This window comes from Micromonospora sp. NPDC005299, assembly GCF_042872345.1.
Taxonomy (GTDB): domain Bacteria; phylum Actinomycetota; class Actinomycetes; order Mycobacteriales; family Micromonosporaceae; genus Micromonospora.
The window spans coordinates 1-26859 of the sequence record NZ_JBIAKG010000016.1 but is presented as its reverse complement, the minus strand read 5'-3'; the positions used below and the strand labels follow the sequence as shown (position 1 = coordinate 26859).

At 72.5% G+C, this 26859-nt stretch carries 29 protein-coding genes; 13 read left to right on the top strand and 16 right to left on the bottom strand.

The window, feature by feature from the left end; genetic code table 11:
• Window positions 1–14: 14 nt before the first annotated feature.
• Complete coding sequence (locus ACFYPD_RS30845) at window positions 15–191, top strand: hypothetical protein (protein WP_387121208.1); 177 nt, start codon at window positions 15–17, stop codon at window positions 189–191.
• 122 nt (window positions 192–313) lie between these two features.
• Window positions 314–1993, top strand: a complete 1680-nt coding sequence (locus ACFYPD_RS30840; protein WP_387121205.1) for a long-chain-fatty-acid--CoA ligase — start codon at window positions 314–316, stop codon at window positions 1991–1993.
• Window positions 1994–2011: 18 nt separating this feature from the next.
• On the opposite strand, the gene ACFYPD_RS30835 is transcribed toward ACFYPD_RS30840, so the two are convergent.
• The 4 genes from ACFYPD_RS30835 to ACFYPD_RS30820 form a co-directional block, all read right to left on the bottom strand.
• Entirely contained in the window at window positions 2012–2977 is a 966-nt protein-coding gene (locus ACFYPD_RS30835) for a CU044_5270 family protein (protein WP_387121202.1), read from the bottom strand.
• Window positions 2978–2992: 15 nt separating this feature from the next.
• Window positions 2993–3508, bottom strand: a complete 516-nt coding sequence (locus ACFYPD_RS30830) for an RNA polymerase sigma factor (protein WP_387121199.1) — start codon at window positions 3506–3508, stop codon at window positions 2993–2995.
• A gap of 143 nt (window positions 3509–3651) precedes the next feature.
• Window positions 3652–4230, bottom strand: coding sequence for an alpha/beta fold hydrolase (locus ACFYPD_RS30825; protein ID WP_387121196.1), 579 nt, complete (start codon window positions 4228–4230; stop codon window positions 3652–3654).
• 43 nt (window positions 4231–4273) lie between these two features.
• The gene (locus tag ACFYPD_RS30820) at window positions 4274–4567 is read right to left on the bottom strand and encodes a hypothetical protein (RefSeq protein WP_387121193.1); all 294 of its coding nucleotides are present in this window, start codon (window positions 4565–4567) and stop codon (window positions 4274–4276) included.
• Window positions 4568–4783: 216 nt separating this feature from the next.
• Between ACFYPD_RS30820 and ACFYPD_RS30815 the strand changes: the two genes are divergently transcribed.
• Entirely contained in the window at window positions 4784–5437 is a 654-nt protein-coding gene (locus ACFYPD_RS30815) for an SAM-dependent methyltransferase (protein WP_387121190.1), read from the top strand.
• 49 nt (window positions 5438–5486) lie between these two features.
• Here the strand turns inward: ACFYPD_RS30815 and ACFYPD_RS30810 are convergent, their stop codons facing one another.
• From ACFYPD_RS30810 to ACFYPD_RS30790, 5 genes are all read right to left on the bottom strand, one after another.
• The gene (locus ACFYPD_RS30810; protein ID WP_387121187.1) at window positions 5487–7304 is read right to left on the bottom strand and encodes an acyl-CoA dehydrogenase; all 1818 of its coding nucleotides are present in this window, start codon (window positions 7302–7304) and stop codon (window positions 5487–5489) included.
• A gap of 23 nt (window positions 7305–7327) precedes the next feature.
• Window positions 7328–8806, bottom strand: a complete 1479-nt coding sequence (locus ACFYPD_RS30805) for an AAA family ATPase (protein WP_387121185.1) — start codon at window positions 8804–8806, stop codon at window positions 7328–7330.
• Window positions 8807–8882: 76 nt separating this feature from the next.
• Window positions 8883–10055: an alanine--tRNA ligase-related protein gene (locus ACFYPD_RS30800; RefSeq protein ID WP_387121182.1), complete on the bottom strand. Its 1173-nt coding sequence runs from the start codon at window positions 10053–10055 to the stop codon at window positions 8883–8885.
• Window positions 10056–10296: 241 nt separating this feature from the next.
• Window positions 10297–11439, bottom strand: a complete 1143-nt coding sequence (locus ACFYPD_RS30795) for a fatty acid desaturase family protein (RefSeq protein WP_387121180.1) — start codon at window positions 11437–11439, stop codon at window positions 10297–10299.
• A gap of 16 nt (window positions 11440–11455) precedes the next feature.
• A complete protein-coding gene (locus tag ACFYPD_RS30790) occupies window positions 11456–12547 on the bottom strand; it encodes a ferredoxin reductase (protein ID WP_387121177.1) in 1092 nt (363 codons plus the stop codon).
• 83 nt (window positions 12548–12630) lie between these two features.
• Here ACFYPD_RS30790 and ACFYPD_RS30785 point away from each other — a divergent pair, with 83 nt between their 5' ends.
• Window positions 12631–13857, top strand: coding sequence for a PucR family transcriptional regulator (locus ACFYPD_RS30785; protein WP_387121174.1), 1227 nt, complete (start codon window positions 12631–12633; stop codon window positions 13855–13857).
• Between the two features lie 45 nt (window positions 13858–13902).
• Here the strand turns inward: ACFYPD_RS30785 and ACFYPD_RS30780 are convergent, their stop codons facing one another.
• The 5 genes from ACFYPD_RS30780 to ACFYPD_RS30760 form a co-directional block, all read right to left on the bottom strand.
• Window positions 13903–14322, bottom strand: coding sequence for a rhomboid family intramembrane serine protease (locus ACFYPD_RS30780; RefSeq protein ID WP_387121171.1), 420 nt, complete (start codon window positions 14320–14322; stop codon window positions 13903–13905).
• A 252-nt stretch (window positions 14323–14574) separates the two neighbouring features.
• Window positions 14575–14760 (bottom strand): hypothetical protein, encoded by a 186-nt coding sequence (locus ACFYPD_RS30775; protein ID WP_387121168.1) that lies wholly within the window; start codon window positions 14758–14760, stop codon window positions 14575–14577.
• 474 nt (window positions 14761–15234) lie between these two features.
• Window positions 15235–15735, bottom strand: coding sequence for a hypothetical protein (locus tag ACFYPD_RS30770; RefSeq protein ID WP_387121165.1), 501 nt, complete (start codon window positions 15733–15735; stop codon window positions 15235–15237).
• Between the two features lie 115 nt (window positions 15736–15850).
• Complete coding sequence (locus tag ACFYPD_RS30765) at window positions 15851–16570, bottom strand: hypothetical protein (protein ID WP_387121162.1); 720 nt, start codon at window positions 16568–16570, stop codon at window positions 15851–15853.
• Window positions 16563–17018, bottom strand: a complete 456-nt coding sequence (locus ACFYPD_RS30760) for an RNA polymerase sigma factor (RefSeq protein WP_387121160.1) — start codon at window positions 17016–17018, stop codon at window positions 16563–16565. Before ACFYPD_RS30760 ends, ACFYPD_RS30765 begins: the two co-directional genes overlap by 8 nt.
• A gap of 201 nt (window positions 17019–17219) precedes the next feature.
• Here ACFYPD_RS30760 and ACFYPD_RS30755 point away from each other — a divergent pair, with 201 nt between their 5' ends.
• From ACFYPD_RS30755 to ACFYPD_RS30745, 3 genes are all read left to right on the top strand, one after another.
• Complete coding sequence (locus ACFYPD_RS30755; protein ID WP_387121157.1) at window positions 17220–18470, top strand: YncE family protein; 1251 nt, start codon at window positions 17220–17222, stop codon at window positions 18468–18470.
• A gap of 172 nt (window positions 18471–18642) precedes the next feature.
• A complete protein-coding gene (locus ACFYPD_RS30750) occupies window positions 18643–19299 on the top strand; it encodes an HAD family hydrolase (RefSeq protein WP_387121154.1) in 657 nt (218 codons plus the stop codon).
• A gap of 337 nt (window positions 19300–19636) precedes the next feature.
• Complete coding sequence (locus ACFYPD_RS30745) at window positions 19637–20386, top strand: hypothetical protein (protein WP_387121151.1); 750 nt, start codon at window positions 19637–19639, stop codon at window positions 20384–20386.
• A 15-nt stretch (window positions 20387–20401) separates the two neighbouring features.
• On the opposite strand, the gene ACFYPD_RS30740 is transcribed toward ACFYPD_RS30745, so the two are convergent.
• Window positions 20402–21235, bottom strand: coding sequence for an oxidoreductase (locus ACFYPD_RS30740; RefSeq protein WP_387121148.1), 834 nt, complete (start codon window positions 21233–21235; stop codon window positions 20402–20404).
• Window positions 21236–21338: 103 nt separating this feature from the next.
• Here ACFYPD_RS30740 and ACFYPD_RS30735 point away from each other — a divergent pair, with 103 nt between their 5' ends.
• Both ACFYPD_RS30735 and ACFYPD_RS30730 read left to right on the top strand, forming a co-directional pair.
• Window positions 21339–22241 (top strand): LysR family transcriptional regulator, encoded by a 903-nt coding sequence (locus ACFYPD_RS30735; protein ID WP_387121145.1) that lies wholly within the window; start codon window positions 21339–21341, stop codon window positions 22239–22241.
• Between the two features lie 164 nt (window positions 22242–22405).
• Window positions 22406–22870, top strand: a complete 465-nt coding sequence (locus ACFYPD_RS30730) for a nuclear transport factor 2 family protein (protein WP_387121142.1) — start codon at window positions 22406–22408, stop codon at window positions 22868–22870.
• 12 nt (window positions 22871–22882) lie between these two features.
• Here the strand turns inward: ACFYPD_RS30730 and ACFYPD_RS30725 are convergent, their stop codons facing one another.
• Window positions 22883–23242, bottom strand: coding sequence for a hypothetical protein (locus ACFYPD_RS30725; protein WP_387121140.1), 360 nt, complete (start codon window positions 23240–23242; stop codon window positions 22883–22885).
• Window positions 23243–23428: 186 nt separating this feature from the next.
• Between ACFYPD_RS30725 and ACFYPD_RS30720 the strand changes: the two genes are divergently transcribed.
• From ACFYPD_RS30720 to ACFYPD_RS30705, 4 genes are all read left to right on the top strand, one after another.
• Window positions 23429–24274: an MOSC domain-containing protein gene (locus ACFYPD_RS30720; protein ID WP_387121138.1), complete on the top strand. Its 846-nt coding sequence runs from the start codon at window positions 23429–23431 to the stop codon at window positions 24272–24274.
• 275 nt (window positions 24275–24549) lie between these two features.
• The gene (locus ACFYPD_RS30715) at window positions 24550–24909 is read left to right on the top strand and encodes a hypothetical protein (protein WP_387121135.1); all 360 of its coding nucleotides are present in this window, start codon (window positions 24550–24552) and stop codon (window positions 24907–24909) included.
• Between the two features lie 164 nt (window positions 24910–25073).
• Complete coding sequence (locus tag ACFYPD_RS30710) at window positions 25074–26033, top strand: hypothetical protein (RefSeq protein WP_387121132.1); 960 nt, start codon at window positions 25074–25076, stop codon at window positions 26031–26033.
• Window positions 26034–26286: 253 nt separating this feature from the next.
• A partial coding sequence (locus ACFYPD_RS30705; RefSeq protein WP_387121384.1) for an FAD-dependent monooxygenase occupies window positions 26287–26859 on the top strand: 573 nt, incomplete at its 3' end.

Here is a 26859-nt window from a genome sequence, read left to right as displayed (position 1 = left end):
CCCGGGAGGGTGACATGCGGGCTTTGCTCTGGACCGTCGGCGTCGTGGCCGTTGTGCTCATCCTGCTCGGGCTGCTGCTGGAGGCGGCCCGCTGGCTGATCATCATCGGCCTGGTCGCGTTGGTCGTGGTCATCGTCCTGGCAGCCGTGAAGACCCGGCGGGTGCTGCACCGGCCCGCCGGCCGCCGCTGACCGGGCGCGCCCCACTCCGCCGCACCGCGCCGTGTGACGAACTCAGCAAGTTACTCCGGCGTAAGTTACCGGGCGGTTAAGTTAGGCTGAGGGCCGTCATCCGGCAGCGAGGAGAGACGGCGATGGACGCGACCGCGCAGCGGCCCTGGACGCGCAGCTACGCCCCGGGCGTACCGGCCGAGATCGCGGAGCCGACCGGCTCGCTGGTGGACCTGCTCACCGACGCCGCCCGCCGGTTCGGCCCCCGGGTCGCGCTCGACTTCTACGGCGCCACCACCACCTACGCCGAGCTGGCCGACCAGGTGGCCCGGGCCGCCGAGGCGCTGCGCCGGCTCGGCGTCGGCCCGGGCGACCGGGTCGCGCTGGTGCTGCCGAACTGCCCGCAGCACGTGGTCGCCTTCTACGCGGTGCTGCGCCTCGGCGCGGTGGTGGTCGAGCACAACCCGCTCTACACCGCCGACGAGCTCGCCCACCAGCTCAGCGACCACGGCGCACGGGTCGCGGTGGTGTGGGACAAGGTGGCGGCGCTGGTCGCCGGGCAGGGCGCGGTCGAGACCGTTCTGGCCGTCGACCTGACCGGGGCGCTGCCACGGCTCAAGCGCTGGGCGCTGCGGCTGCCGCTGCCCAAGGTCCGCGCCGCCCGGGCCGCGATGACCGCCCCGGCCCGCGACGCGCTCTCCTGGTCGGCGCTGGTCGCCGGCGCCGCCCCGATGGCCGCCGACCACCCCGCGCCCCGACCCACCGACACCGCGCTGCTCCAGTACACCGGCGGCACCACCGGCGTCCCGAAGGGCGCCGTGCTGACCCACCGCAACCTGCGGGCCAACGCCGCGCAGGGCCGGGCCTGGGTGCCCGGCCTGCGCGACGGCGCCGAGACGGTGTACGCGGTGCTGCCGCTGTTCCACGCGTACGGGCTTACCCTCTGCCTCACCTTCGCGGTGAGCATCGGCGCCACCCTGGTGCTCTTCCCCCGCTTCGATCTCGACCAGGTGCTCGACGCGGCGCGCCGCCGCCCGCCGACCTTCCTGCCCGCCGTTCCGCCGGTCTACGCGCGGCTCGCCACCGCGGCCCGGGAACGCGGCGTCGACCTCACCTCCGTCCGGTACGCGATCTCCGGCGCCATGGCCCTCCCGCCGGCCACCGTGGACCTCTGGGAGTCGGTGACCGGCGGCCTGCTGGTCGAGGGCTACGGGATGACCGAGACCTCGCCCATCACCCTGGGCAACCCGGTCGCCCCGACCCGCCGGCCGGGCACGGTGGGGGTGCCGTTCCCCTCCACCGAGGTGCGCCTCGTCGACCCGGAGGACCCGACCCGGGACCGCGCCCCCGGCGAGGCCGGCGAGCTGCTCGTCCGCGGCCCGCAGGTGTTCGCCGGCTACTGGAACCGCCCCGACGAGACGGCCCGGGTGCTGCTGCCCGACGGCTGGCTGCGCACCGGTGACGTGGTCACCATGGACGCCGACGGCTTCGTCACCGTGGTCGACCGGATCAAGGAGCTGATCATCACGGGCGGGTTCAACGTCTACCCGTCCGAGGTGGAGGAAGCCCTGCTCCGGGTCCCCGGCGTCCGCGAGGCCGCCGCGGTCGGCCTGCCCACCGGGGACGGCGAGGAGGTGGTGGCCGCCGTGGTGCTGGACCCCGGGGTGGGCGCCGGCCCGGACTCGGTCCGCTCGGCCTGCCGGCAGCATCTCGCCGGCTACAAGGTGCCACGCCGGGTGGTGGTGGTCGACGAGCTGCCCCGCTCGCAGATCGGCAAGGTCCTCCGCCGCGAGGTCCGCGACCGCCTGATCGCCGAGGGCTGACCGGGAGTCCGTCACCGGTCAGGGCAGTTGACCCGGCCGGTCGACGATCGCGACCCGGAGTTGCGCAACGGCCGATTCCGGCGACTCCTTGCCGTTGCGCACCACCGACCTGCGGGTGCCGAGGTAGACGTGGGTGTCCCGGTCGAAGATGAGGTCGTTGTTGCCACCGATCACGCCGGGCATACGAATCGCCACCCCGTGCCGGCCGGCGGCGTCCACCACGTCGCCCGAGATGACGACCGCTCCGGGCTCCCGCGCCAGCAGTTCGAACAGCGCCGCCAGCGCTCCGGGCGGCACGAAGCCGTCGAGCACCGATCGCGCCGTGGTGTACGCCATGCTCTCGCTCCCGTACACGGTCTTCTCATCGGCTCCCGCGGGGAGATGCAGGTCGACCGGGTGTTCCCGAAGATATCGAAGCAGCTGGTCCGGGTCGGTGGGCAGGTCGCCGTGGTACGCGGGCGACGGGAGCTCGTCGAGCTCCTTGGCGGGATCCGCGGGATCGATGGGCCGGAGCACCCGCAGTTCGCCCCATCCGTTCGGTTCGTTCTCCGGCCGGTAACGCGCCTGCGGGTGCGCGACTCCCCCGGCCGACTGCCACATCTGCACCCGCATGGTGGTGTACGGGCCGCTGTCCGGCCTCTCCCGGCTCGTCGCCAGGGCCTCCGTGAACACGTACTGGTCGGGTCGGGCGGTGAGCTCGGGCTGCTGCCGGGCGGCATCGGCCGCCAGTCGGAAGATCTCCGACGCGCTGGCCGTGGGCGGCGGCTGGTCACCCACCCCCATCGTCTGGGCCGCCAGGCCACCGACGGTCAGTGCGACCGCCAGTCCGAAGGCTCCGGCGAGGCGCCAACCGCGCAGGAACCGGGTACGGTGCCCGACCGGACCGGCCGCCGAAACTGCCTCGGCCCGCCGGACGATGTGTACCTTCAGGTCCGTGAGGAGCTGCTCCTCGAAACCGTGCGGTGACTGCTCAATCTTGGTCATGGCGTCGTCTCCGTTTCACGCGAGGGTGGTGGCCGGGCGGGCGAGCACGGCGCGGACGACGCGCCGGGCACGGTGCAGGCGGACCCGGGCGGCGACCGGGGACATCCCGAGCGCGGTCGCCGCCTCCGCGACGGTGAGGCCGTCCACGGCGACGCTCTCGACCAGCGCCCGGGTGTGCTCGGGCAACTCGCGCAGCGCCCGACACGTACGGCGAGCCGCCGACTCGGCGTCGATCCGTTCCTCGATGCGGGCGATGTCGTCGGCGTCCAGGTCCCGTCGTCCGGCCAGGCGGCCGGTCACCCGCAGCCGCTGGGCTGCCCGGCGCCGCTCGTCGGCGATGACGTTGCGGGCCACCCCGAACAGCCAGCCGATCTGGCTACCCCGGTCCGGCCGGTAGCCGGCCGCCGATTCGATCACCGCCAGAAAGACGTCGGCGGTCAGGTCCGCGGCGAGGTGGGGGTCGTCGACCCGGCGCGCCACGAACCGGCCCACGGCTTCCACGTGCCGCCGGTAGAAGATCTCAAAGGCCACGGGATCGGCTCCGATGCCCGAGATGTCACTCTCCACTGAGCCAGGATCATGCACGGGCCGTCCTCTCTCGTAGCCGTTACACCCCTTCTTCGTCCGGCGGAGCGCGGGTGTTACAGAAACGAGAGCTCGTCCAGGGCTCCTGACTATCCCCGGGTGACGCGTCCGTGGTCGTCAGGACCGATCGCCTTCGCCACCTCGCTCAGGTCATTGTCCAGCTGGTGATCGCGCCCGGGCAGCCGGTGCAGCTGGGCCTGCGGGATGGCGCGGGCGTACAGGTCGGCATGCGACGGTGGGGCGGTCTCGTCCTGGAGGCCATGAAACACGTGCACCGGCACGCCGTGCGGCAGCCTCGCACCGAGGTCGTGCGGCAGCTCGAACTCCTCGCCGGGCCAGCCGCCCGCACCGACGAACGGAGCGGCGATCAGCACGATCGCGCTGAGCTCCCGCTCCGGTGGTCGCTCGGCGAGCGCGGTGATGAGGATCGTCGCGCCCACCGAATGGCCGGCGACGACCGCGCCGTCGTCCAAGGCCGCCATCTCACGCCGGATGGCCGCGCTCCACCTGGCGTAGCTCGGGTCGTCCTCGTCGGGCATGCGCGGGTAGCGGACCTCGTAGCCGTCTCCGAGCTCCCGCCTCAGGCTGTCGACCAGCTTGTCGTCCCATTCGTCGTGGGCGCCCGCGCCGCCGCCCTGGATGAACAGGATCTGCCGGGTCCCTGCCATGACGATCCACCTCCGCGCCCGCCGCGTCACCACAGTCGAAGCTTCAGTCGAGACCGCGGTGAGCGGCCCACAGGGTCCCGGCGCGGCTGGCAGCCCGGTCGACCAGGGCCACCAGCTCGGGCCTCTCCGGCACGGGGAACGACACGTAGGTGCCGCGGCCGCCGGCGGTCGGTCGGCCGTAGGCCTTCGCCGCGAGGCGCCCGTCGGGCAGGAGCCGGACGTTGAGCGTGGTCAGCGTGAACTCCTCACCGCGTCGGGTGTCGGTCCAGCGGAGTCCCTCGGGGATCGTGACGTTGATGGCCAGGGCGCTGACCTCGAGGGGGACATCGCTGCTCATGAACGCATGTTCTCACGCCGGCCGAGGCACACCCATGCGGCCGGCACGGCGCGGACCCTACCGTCCGGCACCGACGTCCCGGCCGACTGCGCCTCCTTGGACTCCGCCGCCCGCTGGATTTGCCGAAGTAGCAAGAAAGTTTGTCAGCACCCGGGGCATTCAGGATGCTGGTGGGCATCGCGGCGGACGCCGCGCAGCACCGGAAGGAAGCGCCGCATGAGTGGACACGGACACCAGCTCAGCGAAGAGGAGGCGGCCGCCATCTTCGAGCCGCCGGCCTGGGACGAGCGGTACTCCGGCCCGGAGAAGGTCTGGAGCGGGAACCCCAATGCCCAGCTCGTCGCCGAGGTGGCCGGGCTGACGCCGGGCACCGCGCTCGACGTCGGCTGCGGCGAGGGCGGCGACGTGATCTGGCTGGCTCGGCAGGGCTGGACGGTCACCGGCGCCGACTTCTCCGCCAACGGCCTGGCACGCGCCGCCCGGCACGCCGAGCAGGCCGGGGTCGCCGACCGCACCGACTGGTGGCAGGTCGACGCACGGACCTTCGCGGCGGACGGCCGGTCCTACGACCTGGTCACCAGCCACTTCCTGCACCCGCCGGACGGCGGCATGGTGGAGGTGACGCGCCGGCTGGCCGAGGCCGTCGCGCCCGGCGGGCACCTGCTGGTCGTCGGTCACGCGCCGTCCGAGGTGTTCACGCACCTGGCCGCGAGCCAGCACCGGGCCATGTTCCTCGCCGAGGAGCTGCTGCCCGGGCTGCCGGACGACTTCGAGGCTCTCGTGGTCGAGCAGCGGCCGCGGACGGCGACCCGCGACGGCGTGACGGTCGACATCGACGACTCCACGCTGCTCGCCCGCCGGAAGTCCTAGGCCGGCTCATCGCGCACGGCCGCTGTCCGTGCCGGGACGAGGTCGCCGATCAGAACCAGCTCTCCCGGGTGTCGAGGGTGGTGCGGTCCAGGCTCTCCAGCAGGTCGAACTGCGGCCCGGTCCGGGGCAGCTCATACCGGAAGAAGTACCGCGCCGCCTGCCGCTTCCCGGCGAGGAAGTCCCCCTCCGGGCCGTCCGGCGAGCCCAACGCCTCGACGGCGAGCAGCTGCTCCAGCCACATCCAGGCGATCACCACGTGCCCGACCGCCTCCAGATAGAGCGAGGCGTTGGCCAACGTCACCTCGGGGTCGCCGGCGCCGTGCAGCCGCCGGGTGACCACGGCGATCCGGTCGACCGCCGCGCCGAGCCGCCCGGCCAGCTCGGCCGCCTCGCCGTCGGCCTTCCAGGCCCGGGTGACGGTGGCCCGGATGGTCTCCAGCAGCAGCTCCAGGCCGGCGCCGTCGCGCATGGTGACCTTGCGGCCCAGCAGGTCCAGCGCCTGGATGCCGTGGGTGCCCTCGTGGATCGGGTTGAGCCGGTTGTCCCGCCAGTGCTGCTCGACGTCGTAGTCGCGGGTGTAGCCGTAGCCGCCGTGCACCTGGATGGCCAGGTCGTTGGCGGCCAGGCACCACTGCGACGGCCAGCTCTTGGCGATCGGGGTGAGCAGGTCCAGCAGCAGGTGCGCCCGGCTGCGGTCGGCCTCGGCCGGGGCGGTCTTCTCCTCGTCGAGGAGCCGTCCGCAGTAGAGGATCAGGGCGAGCGCCCCCTCCACGTAGCTCTTCTGCGCCAGCAGCATTCGGCGTACGTCGGCGTGCGCCACGATCGGGACCTGCGGCGCGGTGGGGTCCTTGTCGGCGGCCGGCCGGCCCTGCGGGCGCTGCCGGGCGTACGCCACGGACTTCAGGTGGGCGGTGTAGCCGAGCGCGGTGGCGCCGGCGCCCACCCCGATGCGCGCCTCGTTCATCATGTGGAACATCTGCGCCAGCCCCTGGTGCGGCTTCCCCACCAGGTAGCCGACCGCCCCGGGCCGCCCGTACGGGCGGTGCACGCCCTCGCCGAAGTTGAGCAGCGTGTTGGTGGTGCCCCGGTAGCCGAGCTTGTGGTTGAGGCCGACCAGCACCACGTCGTTGCGGGGGCCGAGCGCGCCGTCGGCGTCGAGGAGCACCTTCGGCACGATGAACAGCGAGATGCCCTTGACCCCGGGCGGCCCGCCGGGGATCCGGGCGAGCACCAGGTGGACGATGTTCTCGGCCAGGTCGTGCTCCCCGCCGGAGATCCACATCTTGGTGCCGACCAGCCGGTACGTCCCGTCGTCCTGCGGCTCGGCCCGGGTGGTGATGTCGGCGAGCGAGCTGCCGGCCTGCGGTTCGGACAGGCACATGGTGCCGAAGAACCGCCCCTGCACCATCGGCCGGACCCAGGTGTCGATCTGCTCCGCGCTGCCGTGGGCGAGCAGCAGGTTGGCGTTGCCGAGGGTGAGGAAGGGGTAGGCGGCGGTCGACACGTTGGCGGCCTGGAACCAGGCGGAGCAGGCGGCGGCCACGGCGTGCGGCAGTTGCATGCCGCCGACCGACTCGTCCATGGTGGCGGCCAGCAGGCCGGTGCGGGCGTACGCGTCCAGGGCTGCCTTGACCTGGGGGATGGTGCGTACCCGCTGCCCGTCGAAGGTCGGTTCGGTGGCGTCGGCGGCCCGGTTGTGCGGGGCGAACTGCTCGGCGGCGACCTGCGCGGCGAGATCCAGCACCGCGTCGAAGGTCTCCCGTGAGTGCTCGGCGTAGCGCGGCCGCTCGGTGAGCCGGCCGACGTCGAGCCAGTCGTGGAGCAGGAACGCCAGATCGCGACGGGACAGCAGGGTGGACGACGACACGGGTCTCCTTCCGTCGACCGTCGTCAGCCGCGGCGCAGCCCGGCGACGGCCTCTCGGAGGTCATCCTGACTGATCGGGGCGGGCGGCGCACCCTCCGTCGCCTCCCGGAGCGCCTTGGCGAGTTGCACCCGGCGCAGCACCTCCCGCAGGTCGGCCCCGGTGAGCCCGGGTGTGGTCGCGGCCAGCGCGGCCGGGTCGACGTCGGCGGCGAACATCCGGAAGCCGGGCCGCTCGTGCCGGTCGATCAGCTCCCGGATCATCTTGGCGAGGATCTCCGCGCGGCCGGTCTCGTCCGGCGCCGGGATGGCGATCTTGAGGTCGAAGCGGCCGGAGCGGGTCAGCGAGGCGTCCACCCGCTGCGGGAAGTTGGTGGTGGCCACCACGATGACGTCCGGGTTCTCCTCGAACAGGGTGTTCATCTCCTGCTTGAAGATGCCGGCCACCGCGTTCACCGCCTGGCTGGCCGCGTCGCCGCCGGCGCCGGCGCCGGCGTAGCTGATGATGCTGTCGAACTCGTCGAAGAGCATGACGGTGGGCCGCCGGTAGCGGCGCGCCTCCCGGAAGATCCGCTTGATGTTGCGCTCGGAGCCGCCGAGGAACTTGTCGAGGATCTCCGGGGTGCGGATCTCCACGAAGTCCGCGCCGATCTCGTTGGCCAGGGCCCGGGCCAGCATGGTCTTGCCGGTGCCCGGCGGCCCGTACAGCAGGATGCCCTGCGGCCGGCGCGCGCCCCAGCGGGCCATCGCCTGCGGGTGCCGGAACGACACCGCGACCTCGCGGAACCGGGCGACCACCTCGGCCAGGCCGCCGACCTGGTCGAGGGTCACCGCCGCGCTGCGCGGCACCGCCGCCGCCGCGCGGTGACCCACGGGGTACGACCGGCCGCGCAGCAGCGTCGGCTCCGGGGTGTCGCCGGCCAGCTCCCGGACGGTTTGCAGCACCACGCCGACCATGGCGGTCAGGTGCGCCGGCGTCACGTCGGCGCTGGGCACCTCGGCGCGTACCCGCACCGTCGCCCCGTCGTGGCTGACCTCCGGACGCAGGCCGGCCTCCTCGGCGGCGCGCAACACCGCCCGGCCGGCCGGGTCGCGCGGCGGCTCGACCAGGGTGGCCCCAGCGGGACGCAGCCCGAGCCGGCGCCCGGCCTCGGCGGCGACCCGGCCGACGGCGGCGGCCGGACCGTCGCCGCCCCGGGCGGCGAGCCGCTGGGCCAGCAGCAGCCCGACCGGCCCGGCCAGCCCGAAGGCGAGCAGGCCGGCGCCGGGCAGCGGGGTGTCCGCCCGCAGGTACGCCTCGAAGCGGTGCACCGGCCGACCGTCGCGGCTGTCGGCCCGCACGGTGCAGCGCACCTCCCGCACCGGCGCGGGGAAGTCACCTCCGGCCAGCAGCTCCACCGGCCCGTCCTGTGCGGCGGCGAGCAGCGCCGTCGCGTCGGTGACGGTCACCCGGGCGCCGAGCACCGTCACCGTCTCCACGTCCGGCCGGACCTCGTACCCCGTCATGCGACCACATCCCTCGCTGCGGCGGTCTCCGCTGCCGAGTCTGGCACCGTGGCGCCGCCCCGGCCACCGGCGCGGGTCAGCCCGCCTCGGCGAGCAGGCCGTCGACCAGGTCGCGGGGCAGCCCGTGGGTGTCGTGCAGCCAGTGGTAGTCGCGCTCGGTCAGCGGCCCGCGCGCGCGTACCCGGTCGACCAGCGGCCGGCCCCGGTCCAGCAGGCCGCGGAACCGCCGCTCCTCGTCCAGCAGCAGCTCCCGCAGCGGGCCGACCTCCGTCTCCTGCCGGAACCGGCGCAGCGTGTCGCGGTACGCGTCGAGCGGCAACTCGGTCAGGCCGCGCGCTGGGTCGTCGCGCCACAGCACGGTGAGCGCCCGCCGGACCAGCCGGCGCAGCACGTAGCCGCGGCCGGTGTTGCCGGGGCGTACCCCGTCGCCGAGCACGACCACCGCGGAGCGCAGGTGGTCGGCGACCACCCGCAGGTCCTCGCCGCGCAGGTCCCACCGGTCGCGGACCGCGCCCACCCACGGGGTCAGGCCCGCGCCCTCAAAGACCGACCGGCCGCCGCGCAGCACCATCTCCAGGCGCTCCAGGCCCATCCCGGTGTCGATGCTGGACGTCGGCAGCGGCGTCAGCCGTCCGTCGGCGTGCCGGTGGTGACGCATCTGGACGTGGTTCCACACCTCCATCCAGCGCTCGTCGGTGCCCGGGGTGCCGACCGGCGGCCCCTCCCCGGTCCACACGAAGATCTCCGAGTCCGGCCCGCACGGGCCGGTGGGGCCGTTGGACCACCAGTTCTCCGCGCCGTTCGTCTCGACCGGCACGCCCAGTCCGGTCCAGGTGGCGAGCGCGGTCTCGTCCGGGCCGACCTGGTCGTCGCCGCCGAAGACGGTGGCGTGCAGCCGCCCCGGGTCGATGCCGAAGCCCTCGGTGAGCAGTTCGTGGCCCCAGCGGAGGCTGGTCGCGATGTCGTAGTCGCCGAGCGACCAGGAGCCGAGCATCTCGAAGACGGTCAGGTGGGTCCGGTCACCGACCTCGTCGAGGTCGGTGGTGCGCAGGCAGCGTTGCACGTTGACCAGCCGCCGGCCGCCGGGGTGCGGGCGCCCCAGCAGGTACGGGGTGAGCGGGTGCATGCCGGAGGTGGTGAAGAGCACCGGGTCGCCGGGCGACGGGACGAGTGAGCTCTCCGGCGCGTCGCGGTGGCCCCGGCGGTGGTAGTGGTCGACGAAGGTGTGGACGATCTGGTCGGGTGTCATGGCACGGGCCTTCCGGTGGGGACGACCGGACGGTCCGCCGCGCGGGCGGTGGGTGACACGACGACGCCGGCGGACCGTTTCCGGTCGCCGGCGGGGATTGGGCAGGTCAGGCGGCGGCAACCGGCGAGCGGGAAGCTCGCGCGGCCGCGGCGGTGATGCTGCGCCTGAGGTCCATGCCCATGACGGTAGCCGATCGGCGGCGGCGCCGCCCACCGGAATGGTTCCGGTGGGCGGCGACCGGTCAGGCCGTGCCGGAGGAGACCAGCGGGGCCGAGGCCACCGGCTGGCGGCGTTCGGCGCGCCGGTTGGGCAGCGACAGCCGGATCACCTTCCACCAGGCGGAGGCGACCTGCTTGGGCAGCGGGCCGGTGGTGTACTTCAGCCCGTACCGGTCGAACAGCGCCCGGACCTGCGGGGCGATCTCCTGGTAGCGGTTGCTCGGCAGGTCGGGGAAGAGGTGGTGCTCGATCTGGTACGACAGGTTGCCGGTCATGATGTGCAGCAGGCGGCTACCGCTGATGTTGGCCGAGCCGAGCATCTGCCGCAGGTACCACTCGCCGCGGGTCTCGCCCTCGATGGAGGTCTTCTCGAAGGTCTCCACACCGTTCGGGAAGTGCCCGCACATGATCACCGAGTGGCTCCACAGGTTGCGGATCAGGTTCGCGGTGAACGTGGCGGCGAGCGTGGACAGGAACGACGGGCCGGACAGCAGCGGGTGCAGCACGTAGTCCTTGAGCACCTGGCGGCGGATCTTGCGGCCGACCGCCTTGGCCCGGGCCCGGAACGCCGGGTCCTTGTGCCGGCCGTTCTTGAGGTTCTCCCCCAGCTCCAGGTCGTACGCGGCGATGCCGTACTCGAAGAAGCAGGCGTTGACGAAGTTGTAGAACGGCTGGCCCAGGTACATGGGGTGCCACGGCTGGTCCTCGTCGACCCGCATGATGCCGTACCCGAGGTCGTTGTCCTTGCCGAGCACGTTGGTGTACCGGTGGTGCAGCTCGTTGTGCGAGTGCTTCCACTGCTCCGGCGGGGAGACGTGGTCCCAGTCCCAGGTGGTGGAGTGGATCTTCGGGTCGCGCATCCAGTCCCACTGCCCGTGCAGGACGTTGTGCCCGATCTCCATGTTGTCGAGGATCTTGGCCACCGCGAGGCCGGCCGTGCCGACGATCCAGGCCGGCGGGAACAGCGAGAAGAGCAGCACCGCGCGGCTGCTCAGCTCCAGCGTTCGCTGGGTCTTGATCACCTTGCGGATGTAGCGGGCGTCCCGCTCACCCCGGTCGGCGATCACCCGGTCCCGGATCGCGTCCAGCTCCTTGCCGATGATCTCGATGTCCTCGGCGCTGAGGTGGGCGATCGGGTTGTCCGCCTTCTTCTGGATCACTGTCACGTCGGAGGGCCTCCTGTCAGAGTTCGATGTCGCAGGTACCGGCGGCCGCCGACACGCAGGTCTGCACGAGCACGCCGTCGCCGGGGACGGCGGTGGTGACGTCGCCGTTGCGCAGGTCGCGCACCGCGCCCTCCCGCAGGGGGACGACGCAGCCGAAGCAGATGCCCATCCGGCAGCCGGACGGCATCAGCACTCCGGCCTGCTCGCCGGCGTCGAGGATCGGGGTGGCCCCGTCCGCCTCGACGGTCACCCCGGCCTCGGTGAACGTCACGGTGCCGCCCTCCCCCGGCGAGATCACGGTGGGCCGGAACCGCTCGGTGTGCAGCCGGTCGGCGAGCCCGTGGGAGTCCCAGTACCCCTCGACGGCGTCGAGCATGCCGATCGGCCCGCAGGCCCAGCTCTGCCGGTCGAGGTGGTCGGGCACCAGGTCGGCCAGCTCGTCGACGCCGAGCAGGCCGTCGGTGTCGGTGTGCCGCTCGACCAGCCGCAGCGCGCCGGCCTCGGCGAGCGCCCGCAGCTCCGGCCCGAAGATGACGTCGTCCCGGGTCGGCGCCGAGTGCACGAGCACCACGTCGGCCCGGTCGTGCAGGCCGGCGCGGAGCATCCCCATGACCGGGGTGATCCCGCTGCCGGCGGTGAGGAAGAGGACCCGTCCGGGCGTCGCCTCGGGCACGACGAAGTCGCCCTGTGCCTGGTCCAGCTGGACGATCGTGCCGGGACGGACCCGGCGGACCAGGTGGTTGCTGACCTTCCCGTCCGGGATCGCCTTCACGGTGACGGAGATCAGGCCGTCCGCGGCGCCCGGCGCCGAGGTGACCGAGTACGCCCGCCACTGGCGCACCCCGTCGACGTCCACGCCGAGGCGCACGTACTGTCCGGGCAGGTGCCCCTGCCAGCTGCGGCCCGGCTGGATGACCACGGTCGCGGCGTCCCGGGTCTCCGGACGGACAGCGACGATCCGGCCACGCAGCGGGGCGCCTGCGCGCAGCGGCGCGACGAGGTCGAGGTAGTCACCGGGCAACAACGGGGTGGTGACCGCGCCGGCCAGCCGCAGCAGTCTGTCCCGGAAGGTCACCTTCTGGGGGCGGCGGGGGGCAGTTGTGGTCATATCACCAGGGTGACTGCGTGATCGCATAACATCTTGACCGGCAAAGGTGAAAGGCCCGCAGGTTTTTGTTCGGGGAGAACAACATGTCGGACGAGTCCGAGTCGAACTATCGCGCCGCCCATCTCGAACTCGACGAGCGGGTGTCGGCCCGGCTGCGTGACCGGCTCCCCATCGTCGCCGAGCGCACCGTCAGCGCCATCACCGCCGAGGTCCCCGACTACTCCGGCGCGCTCACCGGCACCATGCGGGAGAAGATCGAGAACGCGGTACGCATCGCGTTGGGCACCTTCCTCCAGCTCATCGACGGGGCACAGCTGGCCGATCCGAGCACCCCGCTGGCCCCGGCCCTGGAGGCCGCATACGCGCTGGGCAGCGGCGAGGCCCGCTCCGGGCGCAGCATGGACGCGCTGCTCGCCGCGTACCGGGTCGGGGCGCGGGTGGCCTGGCGGGAGGTCTCCGCCACCACGGTGCGCAGCGGCCTGTCCGCCGGGACGGTGGCCGAGTTCGCCGAGCTGATGTTCGCGTACATCGACGAGCTCTCCGCGGCCAGCGTGGCCGGGCACGGCGACGAGCGGGCCAGCGCCGGCCGGGCCCGCCGCCGCAACATGGAACGGCTCACGCAGCAACTGCTCGCCGGGGAGCCCGAGGAGATCCTGCGGCGCAGCGCCGAACGGGCCGACTGGCCGCTGCCGCAGACCCTCACCGTCGTCCTCCTGCCCCGCCACAACCTGCGCGCGGTGCTCGCCCTGCTCGGCCCGCACACCCTGGAGAGCGGCGAGGACCTGCCCGGCATGGACCCGGCCGAGGAACTGGCCGTGCTGCTGGTGCCGGACACGCACGGCGCCCGGCGGCGCCAGCTCACCCGCCTGCTGCACGGGCACCGGGCGGTGCTCGGCCCGGCCCGGCCGTGGCACCGGGTCGCCGCCTCCTACCAGCGGGCCACCCGGGCGCTCGCCCTCGGGCTCGGCGAACCCGACGCCGGGCCGGTCGACACCGAGCACCACCTGGCCGAACTGCTGCTCAGCATGGACCCGGAGGCCCTGGCCGACCTGCGCGCCCAGGCCCTCGCGCCGCTCGCCGACCTACCCCCGGCCACCGCGCACCGGCTCGCCGAGACGCTGCGCTCCTGGCTGCTGCACCAGGGCCGCCGCGACGACGTGGCGGCCGACCTGTTCGTGCACCCGCAGACCGTGCGCTACCGGATGGGCAAGCTCCGGGAGCTGTACGGCGACCGGCTCCACGAACCGGCCACGGTGCTCGCCCTCACCATCGCCCTGGCCGTCCCGCCCACCCCACCGGAGACGGAATGAACAGCCCGGGCGCGATCCGCGCTGCTGCTCGGCGGCGGTCCGGCGTCAGCGGGTCCCGGCGAGGGCCCGCCGCGGTTCGCCCAGGAACGCGTAGCCGGCCAGCGCACCGGCGAGAACGGCGTCCACCGCGATGACGAAGCCCCGGTCCATCCCGCTCGGGGCGAGCGCGAACCCGGCCGCCAGGGCGACCACGGCGATCAGCACCAGGATCCCCCGGACCGCCTGCCGCGCGGCCGGACGCCTCAGCGGCGGCAGGATCCCGGTGACCGCCAGGACCGCCCGGACGGCGCCGGCGAGCCCGACGACCAGCGAGGGCACGGCCAGCCCGGCCACCTCCCGGTCGAGCCCGTCCAGTCCCGACCAGGCGAGCAGCCCGAAGATCACCACGGCGAGGACGTGCAGATGGGCGTCGCGGAGGTGGTGGCGTCTGGCCGGCCGCACCGATGGCTCGCTGTCCCGCGCCATGACCGTCCTCCGTCCGGATGCCGGCGTCATGGACAACCATCGTCGCACTCCTCGGGCTGCGCTCCAGCACCCGACCGGGCCTACTCCTCCGGGATGCCCGGACCGACCTCGCCACGCCTCAGGTGCTCGGCGTTGCGGTCGGCTTCGCTGTCCGCGTGCGCGGCTCCCGCTCCGGCGTCCGTGGTGCGACGCCCCTCGGCGTCCTGATACACCGCGCCTCTCTCGAGCGCGTCTTCCTGCTGCCGACTCTGCTCAGGTGTGGTCACCACCACCGATTACCCTGCGATCGCGGCGAATATGCGACCCGGCCTGGTCGACGGCGGAGATCCTCGCCAGTTCGGCGGCGAACTCGGCGTCGGTGAGCGCCCCACGCTCGTGCTGTCGGGTCAGCGCGTGGATGTCGCGCCGCTGGTCGGCGGTGAGGGCATCCCCGGCCACGCGGGTCGGGCCGACGCCGGCGGAGGGCCTCGCCGGCCGGCTGCCCCCGACGGCGGACGGCGCGGGCGAGCCGAGGGGCGGCGCGGGTCTGCCGGCGGGGGGCGCCTGGGCGGCCCATGTCCAGGCCGGCGATGCTGGCCGTGCCGCTGCGGATCTCCGCCACCGACGCCCAGGGCACCGTGATCGTACGCAGAAGGGACCGGGACCGGAGGCCGCGATCGCTGACGTAGACGCCGAGCATCGCCCGCCGCGCCATGACGACCACGGCACAGACGAGCCACACTCCGACGAGGACCGCGAACGGCGCCGGCATCGACGCGCGCAGGTACATGACGACGAGGAACGTGGCGACAAGGGCCACCGGGACAAGCCCCTGCACCGCGAAGCCGGTGGCGATGTCGAGTGAGTACGGCCGATGCCATCCGTTCATGACGCCATGGTGGGCAGAGGTGTCCAGCGTCGCGGTGCCTGTCCTCAGGCGGGGACGTAGACGAGGTCCATGGTGTCGGTGCGCCCGGACCAGCGGAGTTCGAGGTGCCAGCAGCCGGCCTGCGGCAGGTCGATGATCGACGGGCCGGGGCCGCCGGCGACCTCGCGGGTGGCCCGGGTCGTGGTGCCGTCCAGGGTCGCGGTGATGACGAGGGTGGTGGGCGCGCTGGGGTCGGGCGACGGCGTGGCCGCCGGCCTGGCAACCCAGAGGATCTTGTTGTTGGGCCCCTCCGTCCGGCCGACGGCCAGCGGCTGGCCGAACAGCACCGCGACGATGTCGCCCTTCGCACCGAACACATGCGCGATGCGCGCGTCCCCGCTGAACCCGGCGTCCGCCCAGTCGGGCAGCCTGCCCGCCTCGACGTGGGCCGCACAGCCGGTCGTTGCACCGGCCGCCGGGGTGGCCGGCGTGGCCGACCGCCCCGCGGTGGTGCAGCCCGCCAGCAGGACCACCGACCCCAGCAGGAGCCTGCCCCATGAACGCATCTCGCACCTCCGAACCGGTGCCGGTCGGCGGCACCCCCTTGCCCTGACGACACCGGTCGGGCAGCGCGGGTTCCGCCCGTGGCGGATGACGGCTGTCGCGCGGCGCGACCCGCGCCTAGTCCAGGGACGCGGCGATCCCGATCGCCCCGTCCCGGGTGAGATCGCCCTCCAGCCGGTAGCTGACACCGGCGTCCTCCCAGATCAGCGTGGCCGCGGCCAGCCGTGCGGTCTCCACCCGCACCGTGCCGGCGCGGTCGACGTAGGCCAGTTCGTGCGGGCCGCCGATCCAGATGGCGAAGTCGCCGTGGACCTGGACCCATTCCACGCCCGGCCCACTGATCTGCTTGTGGAAGACCGGGTCGAGGCCACCGTCGAAAGCGTCGAGGCGCAGCGCACCACCGCGGTAGAGCAGCGTCACCACCCGGTACGCCCCGGTGCCGTCCGGGTCGGCGACCAGCACCTGTTCCGGGTCGCCCAGCTCGGCTGGCACGCGGATCGGGAAGCGGACGTGCCGCTGCGCCTCGTCGAGGGAGGCGGGCCGCTGCGCCGGCAACGGGGACGGCACGCCGGTGGGCGACATCGGCGCCGGGGTGGTGTCGATGACGATCCCCGAGAAGCGCAGCAGTCCCGCCACGGCGTCGGCGATGGCGGCCCGCCCCGGCGGCAGCAGGGCGACCAGCAGCGCGGCCAGCGCCGCGGCGAGCCAGTAGCGCCAGCGGCGCCGACGGTGCGCCGGCGTGGCCAGCCGGGCCCGCACCCGGGCGGTCACGTCGGGAATCTCGGGTGTCTCCAGCCAGGTGGCGAGGTCCCGCAGTTCGCGCTCGAGATCATCCACGGCGCACCTCCTCGCGGTCGAGCAGGCTGCGCAGCTTCGCCAGGGCCCGGTACGTCCGTGACTTCACGGTGCCCTTGGGCCAGCCGAGCGTCGTCACGGTTTCCTCCTCGGTCAGGTCGAGAAGGAACCGGCACACGATCACCTCGCGGTCCTTGACCGGCAGCTGGCGCAGCGCCGCCACCAGCGCGGCCCGGCGCTCCGCGGCGAGGACCCCGCCGACCGCGGCGTCCTCGCCGACCTGCGCCCCGGGGTCCGCCGCCGTGGCCCGCAGGATCAGACCGTCCCGCCGGCTGCGGGACCGGTGCAGGTTGCGGGTCTCGTTGGCGACGATCGCGAGCAGCCACGACCGGAAGGACGACTCGCCGCGGTAGCGGGACAGGTTGCGGAACCCCTTCACGAACGCCTCCTGGATGACGTCCTCCGCGTCCGATCCGGCGCCGAGCAGCACCGCCGTCCGGTACGCGGACGCGGTGTGCCGGGCGACCAGGAGTTCGTACCCCTCCAGGTCACCGGCGCGAGCACGGGTGACAAGCTCGTCGTCGTCCAGTGGAGACCTCCGCTCCGATCACCCTCATGACACCGGCCGCACGGCGCTGGTTCCATCTTTCGCGGCATGGAACCTCGACGGCTTCGAGGGTGTCACCCGGGCATGACCGTCACCATCTCACGCCGCAGCATCCTGACCCTGCTCGCCGGTGCCGGTGCCGCCGCACTGGCCGGCTGCGAGCCGACCCGGGGCACCGCCTCGTCCCCGGCCGTCGCCATTCCCGATCCGTTGCTCGTCCACGTCGACGAAGGGCAGGCTCTCCTCCGCGGGACCGACCGGCGAACGATCCCCCGCGCCGTCGCCAGCGCGGACGGCGCCTGGATCTTCGCGACCGCCCCCGACGGCCCCGACACCGCCTGCTGGCGGATCGACACCACGACCACCCACGCGTCGGCGAAGACCGTGCTACCCGGGCGCTGGGTACCCCAGGCGGTCTCGGCCGACGGTACGGGGCTGGCGCTCACCACGACCGGGGCGACCGTGAACGGCGGTCGCCCAGCAGGGCGGGAGGTGACGCCAGTGCTGGTCGCCGACGTCAACGGGGCACGCCACCGGCTGGACCTGCGGGGCAACGTCGTCCCGGAGGCGTTCACCGCGGACCGCACCGGGCTGTTCGTCCTCGATTGGCTCCCGCCGACCGCGCCGGACCGCTACCGGGTGCGGGTCGTCGACCTCGCCACCGGTGAGCCCGGCCCGCTGTCCACCCGCGACAAGTCGGCGGTTCCGCCCGGCGCCGAGGAGGAGATGCGCGGCGACGGGCGCCAGGCGGTGCTCGCCCCGGACCGCACCGTCCTCTACACGCTCTACACCCACCAGCCCGGCCATCAGCACACCCGCGACCTGGTCAGCGGTCGGCCCGGCAACGCGCACGCGTTCGTCCACACCCTGAACCTGCGGGAGCGGTGGGCGTACTGCATCGACCTGCCGCACCCGTTCGGCGAGGCGGCCGCAGTCGGCCACGCCATGGCGATCAGCCCCGACGGAGGTCGGCTCCTCGTCGCCGACGTCTCGTCGGGCACCGTCGCGGACATCTCCACCGAGGAACTGGCGGTACGCCGCACGGTCCCGCAGGACCGCGCAACGGGCGCCGCGCACGCCGCCGCCGGCAACGACCGCCTCTTCCTCGCCGCCGGTACGACGGTGCGGGCCCTGGGCCTCACCCGCCTGACCGGCACGGTGGACTGGCGGGTAGGCGAGCCGGTCGCCGGCCTCGTGCTCAGTCGGGACGGCAGCCGCCTCTACGTGGGCCAGCGGAACGCGGTGAGCTGGCACGATCCGGGCACGGGTCGCGAACTCGGCCGCGTCCCGGTCCCCGGTCTCGTCGCCGTCCGCGGGTTGGCCGGATCCGCCTGAACCCGGGCCGAGCCCGCCTCGCGGCAGAGGCCGCAACCAGTCGCGGAAGAGCAGGTGCGCAGGTGCTCGTCGCAATCCCTCCGGCACCCATCGCCCCGTCATGATCAAAAGCGAGGTCCCAACGATCACGTCTATGATCCACTGGCGGCGCGACGGTGACGGAGGACCGCAGGTGATCGACGCGATCTTTTTTGATGTCGGCGGGACGATTCTCGACGAGTCCCGCGAGTTCGCGAGCTGGGCGGACTGGTTCGGCGTTCCACGGCACACGTTTTCGGCGGTCTTCGGTGCGGCGATCGCCCGGGGTCTGGACTGGCAGGAACCGTTCCGGGTCTTCCGGCCCGGTTTCGATCTCGCGGTCGAGCTCGAACGGCGCGCGGCCGCTGGCACACCGGAGTCGTTCGGCGAAGAGGATCTCTACCCCGACGCGCGATCGTGCCTGACCTCCTTGAAGGAGCAGGGCCTGCTCGTGGGCCTGGCCGGCAACCAGCCAGCTCATGCCGAGGCGCTCCTCCGCGCCCTCGATTTGTCCGTGGATGTGATCGGCACGTCGCACGGTTGGGGCGTGGCGAAGCCGTCACCGGCCTTTTTCGCGCATGTCATTCGTGAAGGCGGTGGCGACGCGTCGTCGATCCTGTACGTCGGCGATCGGCCCGACAACGATGCACGCCCGGCCATGGAGGCCGGTATGAAGACGTGCCTGATCCGGCGCGGTCCGTGGGGTTACATCCTCGACGACCCCGCCGTGGCTGAGCAGTGCCTGTTCCGCATCGATTCGTTGGACGAACTCCCGAGTCTGGTGGCGAAGCACAACGCGGCAAGCGGCTAGCTCGCCGATCGCGCGGGAGAGGAAATCGACAGCCGGCCCCCGCGGTCAATCGTCGATCGCCTGGTAGACGGCGGTCCAGAAGTCGTGCGACCTCGGCAGCCTCTGGTCGCCGGCGTGCGCCCGCTGCACGCAGTCACCTGTCTCCTCCTCATCCCGACCGTTCGCAAGCTACCGGTTGCGCGACGACCGCACGTGACCTGAGCAGTTGAGGAGGTGGCCCCGTCCGAGAAGTACCGAACGGGGCCACCCACGGCACCGGTCCACGGGAATGGCCTACCGCCGCCGACGGAACCCCCACGGGGCAACGCCCCGACCGGCCCCGCCGTATCCTGCGCCGGTGCCGCTCCCCTCCTCGACCGCGACCAGCCCCCGCTCACGTGCCCACGCGACCCCGGCAGCACTACGGGTGGTCGCCGGGCTCGTGGCTACGCTGCTGCTGGCCGGCTGCGGGCTCCTTACTCGACCTCGCCCCGCCTCCTTGCTGCGGTTCCAGTTCGCCGCCACCACCGGGGACGGGTACATGAACCAGCTCCTCACCATCTACAACGACAGCACCGCGATGGTCGCCCCGACACTGGAGTTCACGGCGATCGATGCCACCGGAGGCCCGCTACCGACAGTGAAGGTCACGACGGTCTACGGCAGCGACCGGGGACGGCTGGTCGTCGCACCGGGCGGCGGCGTCGACGTGCTGATCTTCACGGGCGAGGGAGCGCAGGTGGCGGAGGATGTGGCCGTGTCCGTACGCACTGCGGAGAGGGTCGACGCGCCGGTGGCCGATGTCGAACCGATCGTCGCGCCGGTGGACGACTCCGGCCGCGTGCTCGACCGCAACAGCCAATTCGCCGCCGTGTCGCTGCGCAACGAAGACAGCGAACCGATGAGCGTCCGGCTGGTCTACATCATCTGGACCGTGCCCGAGGGGGACCAGCGGCAACAGGCCGAACGGGTCGTTCCGGTCGGCGACCTGATCGTCATCCCGCCCAAGCTGGGCACTCTCGTGCCGGTCAGCGGAGAGGCGCAGACCGCCATGGCGGACGCGGCAGGACGTGTCCCGACCAGCATCAAGGCGTACCTGTCCCGGTAGCCGCACGTGTGTCGGTCAGGCGACCGCCGTCGAGCGGCTGATCTCCTCCCAGGCGGCGACCTCGGCCAGCAGCGCCTCGTGGTGCTCGCGCAGCCCGTCCACCGCGTCACCACCGAGCAGGAGTCGCAACGGCAGGCGGTCACTGTCCAGCACCTTGAGAATCGCCGCCGCACCCTTCACCGGGTCGTTCGGCTCCGCGCCAGACAGCTCGTGGGTGAGGCGGCGGGTCGCCCCGGCCGTGTCCCGGTACGCCGCCGTCTGCTCGGTGACGTGCTTGTTGTTGTTGAACTCGGTACGGAACGCGCCTGGTTCTACGATCAGCACCCGTACGCCCAGCGGCGCCAGCTCGGTCGCCAGCGTCTCGGACAGCCCTTCGAGGGCCCACTTGGCGGCGTGGTAGGCCCCGAATCCCGGGTACGTCTTCTGCCCACCCAGCGAACTCATCTGCACGATGGTCCCGCTGCCCTGCTCGCGCATCAGCGGTAGGACCGCCTTGGTGACCTCGGCCGCGCCGAAGAAGACCACCTCCATCTGCTGGCGCAGCTCCGCCATGGTGACCTCCTCCACCGCGCCGAGGACCAACGAACCGGCGTTGTTGACCAGGACGTCGATCCGGCCGTACACAGCCAGCGTGGCCCGTACCGCGGCGTCAATCGAGGCCGGATCGGTGACGTCCAGCGCCGTTGTGCTGATCCGGTCCTGCTCCGCCAGGTCGGCCAGGGTCTCCGGCCGGCGAGCGGTGGCCATCACCCGGTCGCCGGCGGCCACCGCCGCCAGCGCCATTTCCCGGCCGAAGCCGGAGGAACAGCCGGTGATCAGCCAGACCCGACCCTGCGTGTTGTCCTGCATGTTCCTGCTCCCTCAACGTGTCGTCGTGAACAGGAACAATGCTGCTGCCGGGCAGTCTCGCGCGGCCAACACCGGTTACCTGCCACGGCGGTAGTCTCGGCCTGTGACCCCTGATCTTCGGCAGCTCCGGTACTTCGTCGCCGTTGCCGAGGAGTCGAGCTTCACCCAGGCCGCCAGCCGGCTGATGATCACGCAACAGTCGCTCTCGCAGCAGATCAACGCGCTGGAACGGATCCTCGGCGCGAAACTGTTCAACCGGGACAGCCGGGGCACCAGACTCACCGATACCGGGGCATTGTTCCTGCCCGAGGCACGCGCGGTGCTCGAGCGCGCCGACGAGGCCGTTGCCGTAGTCCGGCGGGCCGTGCGCGGCGAGACGGGCCGGCTCCGCCTGGCGTTCCTGGCCACCACCGCGAACCACCTGCTGCCGCCGGTGGTCCGGGCCGCCCGGGAACGCCTCCCCAGCCTGGAGCTGATCACCGAGGAGACCACCATCGCCCCGCTGGTCGAGGGCGTGCTCAGCGGCCGGTACGACCTCGCGTTCACCCGACCGCCACAGGTCCCGGGCCTGGCCGCACGGACCATCGCCACCGAACAGGTGTGCGTCGTCCTGCCCGAGGGGCATCCACTCGCCGACCGCACCGAGCTGACCCTGGCCGAGCTGGCCGGCGAACGGTGGGTCATGACCCCGCGCAGTTCCTGGCAACCGTGGCACGAGACGTTCGACGAGAACTTCCGCGCCGCCGGGTTCACCCCCGACATCGTCGCCCGAGACGCCAGCGTGCAAGGGCTGCTCGGCCTGGTCGCGGCAGGTCTCGGGATCACCCGGCTCGGCTGGTCGGCGCACAACCTGCGCCGTACCGGTGTGGTGTTCGTACCGTTGGCCGGGGAAATCGCCACCACCGAGATGATCTGGCGGGCCGACAACCCCTCGCCCGCGCTGCGCCGCGTAACGGACGTGGTGACCGAGCTGGCCGCCACGATGGACCTCACCACCACCGGCTGAGTGCCACCGACCGGCCAAGGCTGACGCGAAACACGAGGGGCCACAGGCTGCGGCTACCGCCGTACCAGGTAATCGGTGTTGGCCGGTTCATACCGACCTGGACCAGTATCGTCGTTGCCAATCCGGAACGGGATCACGGTCCCGCACAGCAACGAGGAACCACCATGAGCAACCCCAACCCTTCCCCCGAGCAGGCCACCGATCGGACAGCCCTCCGCGAGCTGGTCGACGCCTACGCCCGCTTGGCGGACCGCCGCGACGCCCAGGGACAGGCCGCGCTCTTCACCGCCGACGCCCGCGTCGCCGTGTACGACGGCGAGCCCGACACGACCACGCCGACGCAGGTCCTGAACGGTCGAAACGAACTGGCCGCGGCCTTCGGCGCGCTCCAGAACTACGAGAAGACGACCCACTTCAACGGTCAGAGCACGGTGACCATCGACGGGGACCGCGCCACCGGAGAAACCTACTGCCTGGCGCACCACCTCTGGACCGAGGAGGGACAGCGCAGCCTCATGGTCATGGCGATCCGGTATCGCGACACCTTCGTTCGGCAGGAGAGCCGGTGGTTCTTCGCCGAACGCCAGCTCATCACCGACTGGATCGATCGCCGACCCTCGACGCCATGAGGGTCGGGCGGCCTACCGCAGCCACCGCAGTGCGGCGTCGGCGGTGTCCTCGGGGGTGCTGTTGAAGGCGATGGCCGCGCCGGGAGCATGCTGCCGGACGAGGTTGACCACCTTCTCGAAAAGCTCGAGCAACGGCTCGTGCTTGCGGATCCCGCCCCCGACCACCACGCAGGCGTAGTCCCTTCGGGTCAGCGCCTCGACGATCGCTCCCTCGGCGTCCTCGTCGGGTGCCACCAGGCACAGGTCCGCCTCGACACCATGTTCGGCGAAACGGGCCTGACCGCGGGCTATCGCCGCCACAACCGGCTCAGGATCCCAGCCCGGAATCCGGACGGGATCGAGACCGACCACCAGCACTCGGCCCAACGCCATGCCTCCTCCTGCCTCCTGCAGAACGGTCTGGCCCCGGCACCCCAGCGCGTAGGCGCCGAGTTCACCAGACACTGTCGACTTTGTGGGAAGATCGCGTCACACGACCCCGATGCTGCCACAGGTGGTATCAGACTTGCTCGATTCCGGGGGTACCGGCGTCACGCCGCGTCGTGCCATCCTGGCCGGATGCGAGTCGCCTCCATTCACACGTACCCGGTGAAGGGGTGCCGCCGGATGGACCGCGACACGGCGCGGGTCGAGCCGTGGGGCCTGGACGGCGACCGGCGCTGGCTGATCGTGGACGAACACGGGGTCGGCCTGACCCAGCGTCAGCACCGGGAGCTGGTGACGATGCGGGCGGTGTCCCGGCCGGGCGGACTGACCCTGGACGCGCCGGGGCTGGCCCCGCTCGATCTGGCCGAACCGACCGGCGGCGAGGCGATCCAGGTCCGGGTGTTCCGGGGGCGGTCGCCCGCACCGGTACGCGCCGCCGGCCCCGAGGCGGACGACTGGCTCACCCGACTGTTGGGGCGCAATGCCCGGCTGGTCTGGCTCGGTGACCCCACCGGCAACCTCGTTCCCTGGCCGGTTCCGGCCGGCTCAGGCGCCGAGCTGAGCTTCGCCGACGGCACTCCGCTGCTGCTGGCCAACACCGCGTCGCTGGACGCATTCAACGACTGGCTGCTGGAGTCGGGCAGCACCGAGGGGCCGCTGCCGATGATCCAGTTTCGCCCCAACCTGGTGGTCAGCGGTGCCGCGCCGTGGGCCGAGGGCGAGTGGGTCGGCCGGCGGATCAGGATCGGCGGGGCCGTGTTCCACGGCGTCAACGAATGTGGCCGCTGTCTGGTCGCGACGATCGACCAGGAGACCGGGGAGCGGGGGCGGGAGCCGCTACGGATGCTCGCCGCACGGCGGAACATCGGCCAGAAGCTCCTCTTCGGTCTGCAGATGACGGTGCGGACCGAACCGGGCGGCTCGTCCCGCGACGGTCGTACGGTCAACGTCGGCGACACCGTGGAGGTGCTGGACTGACCGGACCATCGCCAATCCGCTGAGGCTTCATGCCTTCTTCGGCTGCCATGCGCGCTGCTGAACTAGAGCCGAGATGTCCGTCTCGCCCCGCGATTCAAGCCGACCTCGTTCTCCACGGCTGCGCTGGCAAACTCCGTCACGTCGCGGGCCACGTCCTGCGCGGTCAGCCTCAGGTCGGCGAGGATCTGCGCGCGGGTGCTGCACTCCCCCGGTAGAGGGAGCACGTCCCCCTCAACGGGGAGGACAGCCCCGCCAGTCGCACAGAGCATTGCTCCATGACCATCAAGCCTTGTTCTGTCAGTCCCGGGGTGGCTGGTCGAGTTGTCGACCGATCGCATGGGGAGGGGAAGACCCGGTTGGTGCTCGGCTACGAGGTGATCGTTGCGGTGCGCTATCCGGCGCTGAAGGAGCCCTCGGCAGATGGGGCGATGGCCGGAGTTCCGGCGGGTTCTGCCGTACGTGGGGAGGAACTCGTCGGGCCGAACGCGGTCACGGCGGCGTCGGATGCCGCGGCGATGGTGGTCGCATTGGCGCCCATCAACCGGCGGGGACAGCGGCTCGCGGCGTGGTTGGCACCGCTCTCGGTCCGGACTGGGCCGCTGACCCCAGCCGTGGTCGAGGTGGTCAAGCGATGACGGCGAGGCAACGGCCCGGGCGCGTGCGGGTCCCGGATCGCACGGCCACGGGTCCGGCACGTCGTCGGGACGCTCCGCAGGGGGTTGGCATGTCCGGTCTTTCGGCTCGTTCCCCCCGATCAGCTGCCGCTCCTCGGGTCCGGCCGTGGGCGGTGGCCTGCGTCGTGTTCGTCGTCGCCGAGGTGACTTTGCGGGCGTACTGGATCGCGGGTGGCCGGTGGGGGTACACCGCCTGCGACCGCACCAATCTGGTCGACCCGACGGGCGGATGCGGCGCGAACCGGGTCGAGACACTGCCGTTCTGGGCGGGGTGGGGAGCGGTGGGAGTCGGTGCCGCCCTCGCGATACTGGTCGTGTGCGCGGTCCGGTTCCCCGGCCGCTACTCGGTCGCCGGCAGTTGGGCGGCGGCCGCGCTGCTCCTGGTCCTCGCGTTCCCGCTGCATCTGCTCTTCGAGATCCCTGCGGCGTTGGCGGGACGCCCCTCGGACTGGCGCGACCTCGGCGCACGGCTCGTGCTGGCGACCGGCGGTCTCCTGTTCACCGGGCTCGCCAACGCCTGCGCTCCCCAGCGCGGCGCGCGGGAGGCCGGATACCAGCCGGTGCCGCGGTGGACCCGCCGCTGGGCGTACGTGGCGGTCGCTCTGCCGGTGGTCGGTTGGGCCGTGCCGCACGGGCTGTGGGTGCTCGGCGTTCCGTTCGGAATTCCGCAGCGGCAACTGGATGACATCCACCGGAACCTCTCGACCTGGACCGGCGTGGCGATCACCCTCGTCCCGCCACTCGCCGGCCTGCTCGTTCTCGGGTTGATACAGCGCTGGGGGCAGCAGTTCCCACGCTGGGTGCCAGGACTGCGGGGGCGACCGGTTCCCCGGCTCCTTGCGGTGATCCCCGCCGGGGTGGCGCTCACGCTGGTCACCTACGGCGTCTTGAGCGTCGCGGTGCTCGTGACGCAGGTGCTCACCGGCGACACGCACTGGTCGGATGTGCGGGAGGGGTGGGCGGTGACCGCCACCCTGCTGGTGTTCCTGTGCTGGGGAGTGGCACTGGGCGTCACCACCACCGGCTACGCCATCACCACCCGGCCTCGTCAGGAGCGGGCCACGAACACCGAGCCCTCGCTCTGAGACGCGTCGAACGCCGGGCCCGGCAACAGTTGGCGCATCCTCAGCACGTTGCAGGCGAGCATGCCGACCGGGTAGTGGGAACGCGGCCGCCGACGCCGCAGGACGCGCTCCACGACCCGGGCGACGTCGTCGGCCGCCACGGTGAATCGTGCGGAGGAATTCAGGAGTCACACCGGCCTATGGCCCGTGAGTGGCCCGCCGGCTTGTGTAGAGGGACCGGCAAGGGGCTCCTAACCCTCTAGCCTTGCCCACCATGAGCGTTGGCCATGAACGTCGACCCGTGGACGCCGATGTGGTGATTGCCGGATGCGGACCGGTCGGAGCGGTGCTCGCCGCACTGCTCGGCGACCGTGGCATCCGCGTCGTCGTCGTGGACCCGGCGTCCGACGCCCGGTCTGGGCCGCACGCCCACCCGCGGGCGGCGGTCCTCGATTCGCACGTGCAGCGGATCCTCCGCCGCATTGACGGCCTGGACGGCTGGGACGAGTGGGCGACGCCGTTGCGCCGTTCGCAACTGCTCGCCCCCGATCTCCAACCGCTGCTGACGCTTCGCCTGCCGGACGGCGTCCCGGCCGGCGTCATGCTCGACCAGCCCCGCCTCGAGCGGGCACTACGTGACCGACTGGCGCGGATGCCCACGGTGCACCTGCACGCCGGTCGGTCGGTGACAGCGCTCGAACAGTCTGGCGACATCGTCGCCGTCACGCTCGACGACGGCTCGACGCTGACCGCCTCGTGGCTCGTCGGCTGCGACGGGGCGTCGAGCACCGTGCGGGGCCTGATCGGGGCCTCCTACGACGGCGTCAGCTACCCGGAGCCGTGGCTA

What these genes read in the sequence shown, in the direction of transcription:
- ACFYPD_RS30755 (WP_387121157.1), top strand. Translation starts at nt 17,220, where the DNA reads ATGACCGTCACCATCTCACGCCGCAGCATCCTGACCCTGCTCGCCGGT.
- ACFYPD_RS30715 (WP_387121135.1), top strand. Translation starts at nt 24,550, where the DNA reads ATGACCATCAAGCCTTGTTCTGTCAGTCCCGGGGTGGCTGGTCGAGTT.
- ACFYPD_RS30725 (WP_387121140.1), bottom strand. Translation starts at nt 23,242, where the DNA reads ATGGCGTTGGGCCGAGTGCTGGTGGTCGGTCTCGATCCCGTCCGGATT.
- ACFYPD_RS30800 (WP_387121182.1), bottom strand. Translation starts at nt 10,055, where the DNA reads ATGACACCCGACCAGATCGTCCACACCTTCGTCGACCACTACCACCGC.
- ACFYPD_RS30720 (WP_387121138.1), top strand. Translation starts at nt 23,429, where the DNA reads ATGCGAGTCGCCTCCATTCACACGTACCCGGTGAAGGGGTGCCGCCGG.
- ACFYPD_RS30835 (WP_387121202.1), bottom strand. Translation starts at nt 2,977, where the DNA reads ATGACCAAGATTGAGCAGTCACCGCACGGTTTCGAGGAGCAGCTCCTC.
- ACFYPD_RS30845 (WP_387121208.1), top strand. Translation starts at nt 15, where the DNA reads ATGCGGGCTTTGCTCTGGACCGTCGGCGTCGTGGCCGTTGTGCTCATC.
- ACFYPD_RS30815 (WP_387121190.1), top strand. Translation starts at nt 4,784, where the DNA reads ATGAGTGGACACGGACACCAGCTCAGCGAAGAGGAGGCGGCCGCCATC.
- ACFYPD_RS30825 (WP_387121196.1), bottom strand. Translation starts at nt 4,230, where the DNA reads ATGGCAGGGACCCGGCAGATCCTGTTCATCCAGGGCGGCGGCGCGGGC.
- ACFYPD_RS30740 (WP_387121148.1), bottom strand. Translation starts at nt 21,235, where the DNA reads ATGCAGGACAACACGCAGGGTCGGGTCTGGCTGATCACCGGCTGTTCC.
- ACFYPD_RS30780 (WP_387121171.1), bottom strand. Translation starts at nt 14,322, where the DNA reads ATGGCGCGGGACAGCGAGCCATCGGTGCGGCCGGCCAGACGCCACCAC.
- ACFYPD_RS30770 (WP_387121165.1), bottom strand. Translation starts at nt 15,735, where the DNA reads ATGCGTTCATGGGGCAGGCTCCTGCTGGGGTCGGTGGTCCTGCTGGCG.
- ACFYPD_RS30785 (WP_387121174.1), top strand. Translation starts at nt 12,631, where the DNA reads ATGTCGGACGAGTCCGAGTCGAACTATCGCGCCGCCCATCTCGAACTC.
- ACFYPD_RS30730 (WP_387121142.1), top strand. Translation starts at nt 22,406, where the DNA reads ATGAGCAACCCCAACCCTTCCCCCGAGCAGGCCACCGATCGGACAGCC.
- ACFYPD_RS30840 (WP_387121205.1), top strand. Translation starts at nt 314, where the DNA reads ATGGACGCGACCGCGCAGCGGCCCTGGACGCGCAGCTACGCCCCGGGC.
- ACFYPD_RS30820 (WP_387121193.1), bottom strand. Translation starts at nt 4,567, where the DNA reads ATGAGCAGCGATGTCCCCCTCGAGGTCAGCGCCCTGGCCATCAACGTC.
- ACFYPD_RS30790 (WP_387121177.1), bottom strand. Translation starts at nt 12,547, where the DNA reads ATGACCACAACTGCCCCCCGCCGCCCCCAGAAGGTGACCTTCCGGGAC.
- ACFYPD_RS30805 (WP_387121185.1), bottom strand. Translation starts at nt 8,806, where the DNA reads ATGACGGGGTACGAGGTCCGGCCGGACGTGGAGACGGTGACGGTGCTC.